Annotated in this window: 10 protein-coding genes; 6 read left to right on the forward strand and 4 right to left on the reverse strand. The window is 66.5% G+C overall.

Going from position 1 to position 12,428, the window contains the following annotated elements:
* Nucleotide 1: 1 nt before the first annotated feature.
* Nucleotides 2-925: a transporter substrate-binding domain-containing protein gene (locus tag ACF07D_RS02205; protein ID WP_391503708.1), complete on the reverse strand. Its 924-nt coding sequence runs from the start codon at nt 923-925 to the stop codon at nt 2-4.
* A gap of 50 nt (nt 926-975) precedes the next feature.
* Entirely contained in the window at nt 976-2,646 is a 1,671-nt protein-coding gene (locus ACF07D_RS02210; protein ID WP_391503709.1) for an amidohydrolase, read from the reverse strand.
* Nucleotides 2,647-2,837: 191 nt separating this feature from the next.
* Here ACF07D_RS02210 and ACF07D_RS02215 point away from each other — a divergent pair, with 191 nt between their 5' ends.
* The 4 genes from ACF07D_RS02215 to ACF07D_RS02230 all read left to right on the forward strand — a co-directional run bounded on the left by ACF07D_RS02215 (nt 2,838) and on the right by ACF07D_RS02230 (nt 8,085).
* The gene (locus tag ACF07D_RS02215) at nt 2,838-3,830 is read left to right on the forward strand and encodes a LacI family DNA-binding transcriptional regulator (protein ID WP_391503710.1); all 993 of its coding nucleotides are present in this window, start codon (nt 2,838-2,840) and stop codon (nt 3,828-3,830) included.
* Nucleotides 3,831-3,868: 38 nt separating this feature from the next.
* On the forward strand, nt 3,869-4,426 hold the full coding sequence (locus tag ACF07D_RS02220; RefSeq protein WP_391503711.1) for a tetratricopeptide repeat protein: 558 nt from the start codon (nt 3,869-3,871) through the stop codon (nt 4,424-4,426).
* A 4-nt stretch (nt 4,427-4,430) separates the two neighbouring features.
* Entirely contained in the window at nt 4,431-5,219 is a 789-nt protein-coding gene (locus tag ACF07D_RS02225) for a trimeric intracellular cation channel family protein (RefSeq protein ID WP_391503712.1), read from the forward strand.
* A gap of 163 nt (nt 5,220-5,382) precedes the next feature.
* Nucleotides 5,383-8,085: a fibronectin type III domain-containing protein gene (locus ACF07D_RS02230; RefSeq protein ID WP_391503713.1), complete on the forward strand. Its 2,703-nt coding sequence runs from the start codon at nt 5,383-5,385 to the stop codon at nt 8,083-8,085.
* 101 nt (nt 8,086-8,186) lie between these two features.
* Here ACF07D_RS02230 and ACF07D_RS02235 read toward each other — a convergent pair whose 3' ends face one another.
* Nucleotides 8,187-9,398 (reverse strand): MFS transporter, encoded by a 1,212-nt coding sequence (locus ACF07D_RS02235; protein ID WP_391503714.1) that lies wholly within the window; start codon nt 9,396-9,398, stop codon nt 8,187-8,189.
* 52 nt (nt 9,399-9,450) lie between these two features.
* Between ACF07D_RS02235 and ACF07D_RS02240 the strand changes: the two genes are divergently transcribed.
* Nucleotides 9,451-10,161: a FadR/GntR family transcriptional regulator gene (locus ACF07D_RS02240; protein ID WP_391503715.1), complete on the forward strand. Its 711-nt coding sequence runs from the start codon at nt 9,451-9,453 to the stop codon at nt 10,159-10,161.
* 27 nt (nt 10,162-10,188) lie between these two features.
* Here the strand turns inward: ACF07D_RS02240 and ACF07D_RS02245 are convergent, their stop codons facing one another.
* Nucleotides 10,189-11,526: a PhoH family protein gene (locus ACF07D_RS02245; protein WP_255809731.1), complete on the reverse strand. Its 1,338-nt coding sequence runs from the start codon at nt 11,524-11,526 to the stop codon at nt 10,189-10,191.
* A 322-nt stretch (nt 11,527-11,848) separates the two neighbouring features.
* Here ACF07D_RS02245 and ACF07D_RS02250 point away from each other — a divergent pair, with 322 nt between their 5' ends.
* Nucleotides 11,849-12,415 (forward strand): TetR/AcrR family transcriptional regulator, encoded by a 567-nt coding sequence (locus ACF07D_RS02250; RefSeq protein ID WP_119283159.1) that lies wholly within the window; start codon nt 11,849-11,851, stop codon nt 12,413-12,415.
* Nucleotides 12,416-12,428 lie beyond the last annotated feature (13 nt).

The following is a 12,428-nucleotide window of genomic DNA, read 5'->3' on the forward strand; positions in this document are numbered from 1 at the left end:
GTTAGTCCTTGTCGCCAGCGTTGATGGTGATCTTGTCGTAGCGGCCCGCCTCGACACCCCAGAAGTTCAGGATCTCGTCGTAGGTGCCGTCGTCGTGCATCGACTGCAGGGCTGCGGCGAACGCCTCAGCGAGCTTGCCGTCGGTCTTCTTCGAGAACGGAGCGCCTGCAGGCATGTTCTCGTAGATGGGCGATCCGACGAGCTTGCCCTCGGAGTTCTTTACGGCGTAGCTCACGACGGGCGAGTCGGCGACGAGCGCGAATGCGCGGCCGAGGTTCACGGCCGCGACCATTTCGTCAGTGGTGTCGTAGCCGAGCGTGTCGATCTTGCCCTTGCCCGCGGCGTCGCACTTCTTCTGCACCTCGGGGAGGTAGTAGAGGGGTGCCGAGCCGCCATTGGGCACGGCGATCTTCTCGCCGCAGATGTCGAGCTCGTCATCGATCGCGTTCTTCTCGAGCGAGGCGAACTGGTTACCCGCCCAGATGAAGTCGACGACGTCGAAGTCCTGCTGCCGCTTGAGGGTGTCGTAGTACCCCGCGATGCCGAGGTCGAACTTGCCGAGCTCAATGTTCGGAATGATGTTCTCGAACTTCGCGATCTTCAGGTCGGGCTCGAGCCCGAGTCGCGTGATCGCCGCGGCGACCATGTCGACCTCCCAGCCGATCGCGTTGCCTGCTTCGTCCTTGAACTCGTTCGGCGGGTAGGTCGCGTCGACACCAACAACGACGGTGCCGCGCTCGGCGATCTCCTCGGGAACGAGTGCCTGCGCTGCCTCGTCAACGCCGAGGGCCGACAGGTCGACCGCAGTGTTCGCGTTCTTCGGTTCTTCCTTGCCGCCAGTCCCGGCGTCGTCGCCGGGAGCCGAGCAGCCAGCGGTGATGAGGATCGCGGCGACCGCCGCGATTCCGACAAGCTGTTTCTTCATTTCGGTTCCTTCCAAAGGTGGTGTGTGAGTGTGATGAAGCGTGGGTCTGGTTACTGCTCGTTTGTGTGTATGAGCACGCCGTCAACGAAGACGAGCTGGGCAGTGGTCTCGTGGATGTCAGCCGGTTTGCCCTGGAACGGGTCGCGGTTCGCGACGACAACGTCGGCTGCCATTCCAGGCGCCAGGCTGCCGACCTCGTGTGCGCGACCGTTGGTCTCGATGCCACCGAGCGTGTACGCGCGGAGCGCAACGTCGAGCGGCAGCCGCTCGTTCTCGAGGAAAACCCGCGGGTTGTAGTCGGGGTGGTCGGCCGGAACCTGGCGATTCACTGCGACGTGGATACCGAGCCACGGGTCAGCCGAGGTCACTGGCCAGTCCGAGCCACCGCTCAGGTGGCTGCCCGCGCGGTGCAGCGAGGCGAACGGGTACTGGTGCCCCACGCGCTCGTCGCCGAGGAACGGCACCGTGAGGTCGACCATCTGCGGGTCGTAACTCGCCCAAAGCGGCTGCATGTTCGCGTCGGCATTGAGCGCCGCGAAACGAGGCACGTCGTCAGGCGAGATGATCTGGATGTGCGCGATTGTGTGCATGCGTGTTGAGGCGTCCCCGTTCGCGATGCGGGCTGCCTCGATCGCGTCGAGCGACTCTCGAACCCCGCGGTCGCCGAGCGCATGGAAGTGCACCTGGAAGCCCTGCTTGTCGAGCTCGACGACATAGTCGCGTAGGCGATCCGGATCGACGAAGGAAATACCCGCGTTCTCGGGTGCGCGGTGAGCGCAGCCGCCCGGAACGAGGTACGGCTCGAGCATCGCTGCGGTCTGGTTCTCGGCGACGCCGTCCTGCATGATCTTCACGGTGTCGGCGCGGAACCTGCGACCCGAGACGGCCTCCCGACGCTCAACGAAGGCTGCGATCTGCTCGGTGCCCTGGGTACGCTCCCACCAGAGTGCGCCATTGACCCGGGCGATCAGCTCGCCGCGGTCTTCGGCCGTGCGGTAGACGGTGTAGAACTCGGGGCTGTGGTTGCCGTACTGTCCGATGAGCGCGTCCTGCCAGCTCGTGATGCCGTAGCCCAAAAGTTTGCGCTGGCCGACGAGGAACCCCTCGTACATCGTTTCGACAGTCGGCTGCGGCGCGTGCGAGAGTGCGAGCATGCGCGCACCCTCGTGCAGCGTTCCGGTCGGGTTGCCGTCGGCGTCGCGCTCGATTCGGCCGTCGGCAGGATCAGGCGTCGAAGCGTCGATCCTGCAGCGGCGCAGCGCCTCACTGTTCACCCATGCGCTGTGGTGGTCTCGGTTCGACAGGATGATGGGGCGTTCGTCGCAGATCGCGTCGAGGTCTTCTTTGAGTGGTGCACCGCCGGGGAAGGCGGCCTGCTGCCAGCCCGCGCCCACGATCCATTCGACCTCTGGGTTCGCGCTCACGTACTCGCGAACGGTCGCGAGATAGTCGTCGCGGTTCCAACCATCGGCGAGGTTGCAGCCGAGCATCTCCATGCCTGCCTCGATCGGGTGGACATGCGAGTCGTTCATGCCGGGATGCACGAGCCTGCCTTCGGCCTCGACAATCTTGGTCTCCGGGCCGATAGCCGCCGACACTGCGTCGCCGAGCTCGACGATGACCCCGCCGCGGATTCCCACGTGGCAGGGCGCCGGGATATACTTCTCGCCATCGAAGACGGCCCCACCAAGAATGGCAAGATCGAGAGGTTGGCTCCGCATCAGACTCCTTTGTCGCATCGGAGAGCCGCTGGCCCACCGATTACTTAATCGTTTAAGTTGAGTGTTTGTGAGAGTAAACGATCTCGCGCCCGGTTGTCAAACCGAACGCGACGAATCGGGTTTGGCCGACGCCTGCGGGCCGCAGACAGATCGCTATACTCGGGACGACTGAACGATCCAGACGGAGGACCATGGCGGTACGACTGCGCGACATAGCCGAAGAGACAGGGCTGTCTGCTGCGGCAGTATCGATGGCGCTCAACGGCAAGCCAGGGGTCTCCGAAGCCACCCGCAATGCGGTGCAGGAGGCGGCGGATCGGCTCGGATATCGCCCAAACCCCAGCGGCAAAGCGCTGCGGCTGGCGCGCACAGGCTCGATCGGCATCTACACACCAGCGAGCCTGCACGACTACTCGCTCTACTACGGCGAGATCACACGCGGCGTCGTCGCAGGCCTCGCCGACTCCGGCTACTCACCGGTCATGCTCCCCTCAATCAGCGAGTCTGGCGACCTCCGCGAACTGCCTGCCGTTGACGGCTACATCCTCGTCGAGCCTCACGCTGACGACCTTGGCGTCGCGGCCATCCTTGGCAGCAGCGCCGCCACGGTGAGCATCGACCCACCCCCACCCGGCACACCAGCGCCGTGGGGCATCGTCGAGTCAGACACCTCAACGAGCACGGCGCAGTCGCTCGATCTGATGCGCGAGCGCGGCAGCACGAGACCCGGCGTCCTCGTCGTGGAGACCGAGTCGCAGTGGACGGCGTCAGTGCTGAGCCAGTACGAGAAATGGTGCGCCGAGAACGGCGTACAGTCGCTCGTGCTGCACGTCGACCTCACCCAAGGCAACGACAGGCTGCGCGCCCAGCTCGCAGAAATCATCGACGGCGCTGGCGCCGGATGCGACGGGTTGTTCATCTGCGGCGACAGCGTCGCTGCACGGATCGCCGGCGTGCTCCGCAGCCTCGGACACACGATCGGCGACAGCGTGAAGCTCGTCTCAGGGGTCGACAGCACGATCATGGAGTACCACACGCCGCCAATCACGTCAGTCGACATGAACCCCGTGCAGTTCGGACTGCACGCTGCCGAGATGATGCGAACGCTCCTGCAGTCAAGCGGGCGCCCAGACAGGCAGCTCACCGAGGTACTTGAGGCCCCCCTCGTCGTCCGCGCGACCTAGGGCGCCGGGAGTGACAACGCCCGCGCTACGCTTGCCTCATGACCGCCGAAGCTTCGCCCCAGACGCCCGCCAGCACTGACTCGACGGAAAACACTGAATCGACGGGGAACGCCGACTCGTGGCAGGCTCGCGTCGACGCTGTCTGGGCAGACGCCAACGCGGGTGAGCGCGAGGTTGTCGAACGAATCTCGGCGCTCGTCGCCGAGCTCCCAGACACCGACCCGCGCGGTCCGTTTGAGCTTGGCGGGGCCCACGACTCAGCAGGGCTTGAAACGCGCGCCGCTGAGCTCTATGAGCGCGCGATCGAGCTCGGCCTCAGCGGCGTCGCCCGGGCCGAGCTCGACGTGCAGTACGCCTCGACACTGCGCAATCTCGGTCGCGCCGACGAAGCCGTACGGGTACTCGAGACGACGACGCGACACGATGATCTCGGCGCCTCCCCCGACGCCTTCCGCGCGCTCGCACTGCACGCTGCCGGCCGCTCATCGGAGGCAGTCGCGGTGCTCCTCGAGGCGCTCATCCCGACACTGCCAAAGTACCAACGCTCGCTCACCGGATACGCGGCAGAATTGCGCACCGGCGATACGGGAGAATAGTCGGGTGCTTGACGAAACATTCACACTTCCCCTCTGGGCCGAGCTCACGGCAGTCGGCGTCGGCAGCCTGCAGGGCGCCCTTTTCGCCGCGGGGTTCAAACGGCTTGACCTGCTCGGGGTCGCGCTCGTCGGCATCGCCTCAGGGATCGGCGGGGGCTTTCTTCGCGACATCCTGCTCAACACGACCACGGCGGCGTTCTCAATCAACTGGTACCTGCTGACCGCGATCCTGTCAGCCTTCGTCGGCATGCTCGTGCCGCGCCTGTTCCACAGGGTTGACCCAGTGATCACACTGCTCGACGCCGTGAGCATCGGCATGTTCGGCGCGATCGGCGCGACAAAGGCGCTCGCGCTCGGGCTCCCGGTGCTCCCAGCCCTGTTCATCGGCACGATCTCAGCCGTCGGTGGCGGCGTACTCCGAGACATGATCCTGAACATACCGATCGCGCTCATGCACGTCGGCTCGTTCTACGCCGTCGCATCGATGGGCGGCATCGTCGTCCTGCTCATCATGCTGCAGTTCGGCGCGCCAGTGCTCGTCGCAGGCGTCGTGTGCGTCCTCGTTACGACGATGCTGCGCCTCCTCGCGATTCGCTTCGGCTGGAGCCTTCCCGAACAGCGGGCCCTCAGCCGCATTCAGCTGCGCCGCCAACGCCAGGTTGAGGCCGCAATCGATGAGGCGCTGCAGACAGGCGCGATCGTTCTGCCCGACATCGTGCCCGATCCTGATGATCCTGACGAAGATGACGAAGGCGAGGAGTCGGGCGCGGCGCGCCGCCAGCCCCGCCCCTAGCGCCGCCGCGGCAAGTCCCGCCCCGCACGTTCATCTGCCGTGCACGCTACGGTCGCGATTCGGCAACCAACGGTCGACCGCGGGGCTACTCGGGTTCGGTTGTGTAGTGGAGGGCGCCCCTGCGGCGCCCTCCACATGCCGCAACCGAGTCCGAAGGAACGAAATGACGAACCCAGTTCGCCCACCCCGCCTACGACGAGGGGTGACCGCACTCGCCCTTGCCGCACTCGTGGGCTCGGGCCTGGCAATCCCGCTCGCGAGTCCCGCCTCGGCAACACCGGAAGCGTTGGCGACTGCCGCGGTGCCCGCCGTACCCGAGGGGTCGCTCGTCACAACGGGAACTCCCTGGAAGTATCTCGACACCAACGTTGATCCGGCCGCGGGCGCACAAGATCGCAACGCCTGGACGGCTCCAGAATTCGACGACTCGGGTTGGGCAACTGCCGCGAGCGGCTTCGGGGTCAAGAAGAACGAGCTCGCCTCAGTCGGGCCGTACATGCCAGCAACCAAGCTCGCCCACTACATCGACGGCGATTCGAAGAACACGGTCCCGACCTACTTCTTCCGCACGACCGTGGAGCTCGCCGCAGGCGTCGCGAGCGAGGTCGACGCGGTCTCGGCGTCGATCATTCACGACGATGCAGCCCGCGTGTTCGTGAACGGCCAGAAGGTCGCGGGATTCCTCGACAGCCGCGTCGATGACACACTGCCATCGAACCTGCAGTACGCGGGTGAAAGCAAGGGCGACCCCGTCGTCTCGAACTTCACTATCGATCCCGCGCTGCTCCACGACGGCGCTAACACCATCGCCGTGGCCGTCTACCAGGATCGCGAGACCTCCTCCGATGCCTACTTCGACATGACCAAGCTCCAGCTCACGCCAAAAACCGATGAGGGCGGCGGCACCGAGCCCGTCATCGCCGCTCCGACGCGAGTGATCCTCACTCCGACAGAGACTCCGGCGACATCGCAGTCGTTCTCGTGGCTCGCTGGCGACGAAACGCATACGACCGGCCAGGTCGAGATCGGGCTCGCCACCGGGGGCGACACCCGCGTCGCCAAAGCCGCCGCGGTTGGCGCCGTCAACGGCAACGCGAAAGAACACTTCTCGGCGACAGTGGAAGACCTCACCCCCGCGACCGCGTACCGCTACCGCGTGGGCACCGAGGGAAGCATGAGCGAGTGGTACACGTTCACCACCGAGACCCCGGGCGCGACCGACTTCCAATTCGTCTACTACGGCGACGCACAGATCGGCCTCGACACCACCTGGCCAGCCGTCGTCGAGCAGGCCGAGGCCAAGGCCCCGCGCTCGATCGGTTCGGTGCACGCCGGCGACCTCATTAACACCGGCAGCAACGACACCGAGTGGCTGAACTGGTTCAAGGGAATGGAGCGCTCGGCGACGAACACCAACGTCATGGCCGCGCCGGGCAATCACGAGTACTCGGGCGACAAGACGCTCGCCTCGTGGAAGGCTCACTTCGAGTACCCGCTCAACCAGCCGTCGACCGAGACGATCGGTGAGCTCGCTGGCCGCGCGCAGGGAGACTCTGACGTCGCACGCCAGTACGCCGCATACTTCGAGCACTGGGCGGACTTCGCGGCTGAGACCGTGTACTACACCGACTACCAGGGTGTCAGGTTCATTACGCTGAACGCCACTCGCGACACCACGTTCCTGAAGCCCGCGAACCTCCCCGGCTGCACGGGCGCAGAGTGCCCGAGCACGAAGGTGCAGGCACTGTGGACGGAGTACCAGGCCGCATGGCTCGACTTCGTGCTCAAGGAGAGCCCATCGAAGTGGAACGTCGTCACGTTCCACCAGCCCGTGTACTCCACCTCCTCGGGCCGCGACGAGGCCGTCCTCCGCGAGTACTGGGTTCCGGTGTTCGAGGAGAACAACATCGATCTCGTACTCATGGGGCACGATCACACGTACGGGCGCGGTTACAAGAACGACGACACCACAGACACCCGCGGCATGACCGTCGGCCCGGTGTACGCGGTCTCAAACTCGGGTGCGAAGCACTACGACCTCGAGACTGAAGAGAAGAACGTCTGGACGAACAACGGCGCGACCCAGGTCATCCGCGGCGAGCGCGTGACGACCTACCAGGTCATCGACGTCACTGCGAATCAGCTCACCTACCGCTCGTACGTCGCCGAGAAGGTGAACGGGTCAAAGAGTTTCAAGCTCACCGATACCGCAGCCGAGCGCCCGGTGTACGCCGCGGCCGAGGTCCCCGCCGTTGGCGAGGTCTTCGACGAGTTCACGGTCACGAAGTACGACACCGGCGAGAAGTGGGTCACCGAGCCTGGCGTCGAGACTCCCGCCGGCCCGGCGTTGCAGCTTGGTGCGACGTCGGTCGCGCAGGGCGACGAACTGCAGGTCTCAGGATCGGGCTTCGCCCCCGGTTCGAAGATCGCGCTCGAGCTGCACTCGGAGCCGGTCGCGCTCGCCTCGGTCGAGGTCGGTGAGGATCGCGCGTTCTCGACAGCGGTGACGATCCCGGCGAACACCCCGACGGACACCGAGCACGAGCTCGTCGCCGTGCTGCCAAATGGCAAGACAGTGTCGACTCCGCTCACTGTCACCGCCGCCGAAACCGGTGGCGAAAACCCCGGCGGGGAAAACCCGGGCGGCGAAAACCCGGGCGAGACCGATACCACGCCCGGCGGCACCACACCGGGCGCGGGCGAGCATGGCGGCGGGAAGGGATCGGGATCGATCGCCACCACTGGCGGCGCGTCGTTCGTTCCGCTCGGCATCGCAACGCTCGCGCTGCTCACCGCAGGCGGCGGACTGCTGCTGTGGCGCCGCCGCACCGCCGCGGCCGCGACGGCTGATCACACGCTCGGCTAGCGCGGGAGCCGCGTGAGGCGGGGCGTCGGGTTCACTCCCGCCGCCCCGCCTCACGCGTTTCCAGGGCTGCCGCGCAAACGCGAACGCCGGTGAGAGCGCACCTACCGTTCACCGCCGGGACGCCGACGCCACACGACCCCGGTGAGCACGACGCCGACGGTGATCTGGGCGGCGGCGCCGACAATAAGCAGCACGAGCACTGGCGTCCACGACTGCGTCGCCTGGTGCAGGGCCCCCGCCCCGAGGGGGCCGAGCGTCGCGACTGTGTACCCGATGGACTGCACCGCGGTTGAGACCCGCGCCGACTCTGCCGCGTCCTTGCCGATCGTCGCGATGAGCGCGAGCGCGAGCGGAAACGCGCACATTCCGAGCCCGAGGAGCCCGGCCCATACCTCCGGCAGTGCGAGCGGCGCGAACAGTAGCCCGAGCACGCCCGCCGCTGTCGCGGATCCGACGACCGCGAATCCGACACGCATCCGGCCTGCCCCGCGGGCGAGCGGCATGATGAGCACCGTCGCAGGCACGCCCACCGCCATCGTGATGCCGAGCAGGAGCCCAGCGCGCTCGGGCGACAGGCCCGCATCTGTGGCGATCGTCGGAAGCCATCCCATAACCACGTAGCTCAGGAGCGACTGGAGCGCGAAGAAGCTCGCGAGGAGCCAGGTTCCGGCAGGGTACGCGGCGCGCACCCGACGTGCGCCGATCTCGGCAGCCGCGGGGGCCTCGGCGCGGGCGGGCCGCGCGATTGGCATCACGACGGCCCACACAGCGAGGGCGATGAGCGCCGGCACCGCCCACGCCGCGAGCCCGACTGTCGGACTGCCGACGGCCACGGCGACCGGCACGGCTGTTGCCGCCGCGGTCGCCGCGCCGAGCGACATCGCAGTCGAGTAGACCGTCGTCACCGAGCCGATGCTGCGGCCAAAGTGCGCGCGGACGACGGCGGGCAACAGGATGTTCACGACAGCGAGTCCGCCCGTCGCAACGACGGTGCCGAGCACAACGATCCAGGGGCTCGGGATAGCGCGGATGAGGAGCCCTGCGGTCAGTACCGCAAGCCCGACAGCGACTGTGCGCTCGACGCCCCAGCGCGCGGCGAGTCTCGCGGTGCTCACGCCGGCGACCGCGAACACTGCCGTCGGAATCGCTGGGATGAGCACAACCGTCGCAGAGTTCAAGGCGCCGCTTTCGGTGAGCAGCGTGAGCAGCGCGGCAGCGCTAGTGATCGCCAGGCGCAAATTCAGCGCGACGAGCACGAGCGCGATCAGCATGAGCGCGGTCCGCCTGCGGGCAGGGGCAGGAGTGTGAGTCATATTCATCCAAACATCAAACGTCTAACCTTTGAGACGTACTATCATTGCACACATGAGCCTGGATCCGATACGTCAGTCTTCATTGAGCGACAAGGTCGTCGAGCGACTTCGCACCGAGATCGTCGAGGGGCGCTGGCGCGTCGGCGAGCGAATCCCGCCCGAGCCCGAACTCATCGCAGACCTGGGCGTCGCGCGCGGCACCCTTCGCGAGGCAATCCGGGCGCTGCAGTACAGCGGCATGCTCGACGTCCGCCGCGGCGACGGCACGTTCGTCACCGCCCGAAGCGAGGTCCCCGGAGCACTCGCCCGCTCGGGCGGCTCGATCGGAGACGTGCTCGAGGCGCGCGCCGCCATCGAGCCGCAGCTCGCCAGGCTTGCCGCGGAACGCGCGAACGAGGGAGACATCGAGAGGATCGCCGAGGCACTCGACTACCGCGCCCTCGTCACGAACGAGCCGCCGACACGCGAGAACGCCGCCGTCTGGGCGCAGGCCGACGCCGCGTTCCACGAAGAGGTCGCACGGGCAGCACACAACCCGATCCTGTTCGAGATCTACGCGGCGCTGCTCCCCCGACTCAGGGAATCAGTGGAATCCGCGATCACCCGCGACGGCTTCAGTCGCGAGGACCCACGCGGCCACGAGGAGGTACTGGCGGCTATCAGACGACAAGACCCGGAGGCGGCTGGCTCGAGCGCAGCAGCGAACCTCGCTGCCACCGAGCGCTGGGACCACGCAGAGCGGGCCGGCGCAGCTTCACGCTAGCGCCGGCCCGCCCCCGATCCTGACTCGCTACGAGTCGAGCAGCTCCGTGACGAGGGCTGCGATGTCGCTACGTTCGCTGCGCGTGAGCGTGACGTGGCCGAAGAGCGAGTGCCCCTTGAGCTTCTCGATGACAGCCGCGATCCCGTCGTGCCGCCCCACGCGCAGGTTGTCGCGCTGCCCGACGTCGTGCGTGAGCACGACCCGCGAGCGCTGCCCGATGCGGCTGAGCATCGTGAGCAGCACGTTGCGCTCGAGCGACTGCGCCTCGTCAACGATCACGAACGCGTCGTGCAGCGACCGGCCGCGGATGTGCGTGAGCGGGAGCACCTCGACGAGATCGCGCGCAACCACCTCATCGAGCACGTTCTGCGAGACGATCGAGCCGAGGGTGTCGAACACCGCCTGCCCCCACGGATTCATCTTGTCTTGCTGGTCTCCGGGAAGATAGCCGAGCTCCTGGCCCCCGACGGCGTACATGGGCCGGAACACCATAACCTTCCGGTGCTGCTGCCGCTCGAGTACCGCTTCGAGCCCCGCCGCGAGCGCGAGCGCCGACTTCCCGGTGCCGGCCTTGCCGCCGAGCGACACGATCCCGACCTCGGGGTCGAGCAGCAGGTCGATTGCGAGGCGCTGCTCCGCGCTCCTGCCGTGCACGCCGAAGACCTCACGGTCCCCTCGCACCAGCCTGATCGACGCGTCACCGTCGACCCTGCCAAGCGCCGAGCCTGTCGGCGAGCTGATGATGAGCCCTGTCCCAACCACGAGGCCCCTGGCCGCGTCGACGCTGTCGAGCCGTTCTTCCTCCCAGAGAGCGTCAACGTCGGCATCCGTGAGCTCAATCGTGCTCGTCCCGAGGTAGCTGTCGTCGCCAGTCTGGTCGTTGCGATACTCCTCCGCCCCGAGCCCAAGCGCCGATGCTTTCACACGCATCGGGAGATCCTTCGAGATGACAGTCACGTCGAGGCCCTCGCTCGCGAGGCTCTGGGCGACCGCGAGGATGCGCGTGTCGTTGTCTCCGAGTCGCATGCCGCTCGGGAGCACCTCTGCGCTCGAGTGATTGAGCTCAACTCGCAGCGTCCCGCCGGCGTCGCCTACAGGAACTGGGAAGTCGAGCCGCTCATGCCGCTCACGAAGCCCGTCGAGGAGCCTGAGCGCTCGCCGCGCAAAGTACCCGAGTTCAGGATCGTGCCGTTTCTTCTCAAGCTCTGTCACCACAACGACAGGCAAGACGATGCTGTGCTCGGCGAACCTGAAGATCGCTGCTGGATCGCTGAGGAGCACCGACGTGTCGAGCACGTAGGTTCGCTCCGCCTGCGCGAGGCGCTCTGCCTCGCCGATCGCCGGCTGCTTGATTGTTTCTCGGATAGTTGCCACGGCGGCTCCTTCGTTCTGCCGGGGCGGCCCCGGCGAAACGAGTCGGCCGTAGCTTTCGAGGGGGGCTACGGCCTCCTCAACCGGGCACGGTGCCCGGTACTGCACAAGGTACGCTCCCGAGGTGAACGGGATCTTTCGACACGCTGACGTGTTGGGACGCGGTGAATTCGGAGTGAAATTCGAGGCAGCAACATTGGAAACGTGACATATCGACAGACGTGGCCCGTCTAATTGGTACATTCTCTACAGTTCTGACAACAGAAACAGTTTCCTATGCTGCCTTTCCTCCATGGAACAGCGCTAGGCTGGGGCCATGACTGACGCGCGTATCCTGCGGACCCGGGCCGCACTGCACAAGGCGATCACTGAGCTCGCCACCCAGAAGCCTGTTGGAGAAATCACCGTCTCCGAGCTCGCCGAAAGCGCGGGCATCAACCGAGTGACGTTCTACAAGCACTACACGACGCCAGCGGAGGCGCTCGCGGATGCGCTGTACACCGAGCTCAAGGACGTCTGCACCGGCACCGCGCCTGCCCCCGAGATCGACGCTTTCACCCACTGCATCTACTCGGCGCTCGACCACCTCGAAGAGCGGCGCGAACTCTACACAATCGCGTTCAGCGACCAGGTCGACGGCACCGTCCCGATTATGCTCTCCCGCTTCCTCACCGAGGTCGCAGAGACCTACCTCACCAAGCGGCGCAAGCGGAAGCCCGCCGTTCCAGACGTCGACCTCGACGTCGCAGCCGCCTTCCTCGCCAACGGCGCCACCGGCGCGATCCGCGTCTGGATCCTCGAGGGGGACATGTCACGCGAACGCTTCTTCGAGAACCTGCCGCTGCTGCTGCCAGCCTGGTTCCAGGCCGAAGCGGCAGGGTAGTCTGCTCGGGGCG

This window comes from Leucobacter sp. NPDC015123, from assembly GCF_043080205.1.
GTDB classification, from domain to species: domain Bacteria; phylum Actinomycetota; class Actinomycetes; order Actinomycetales; family Microbacteriaceae; genus Leucobacter; species Leucobacter aridicollis_A.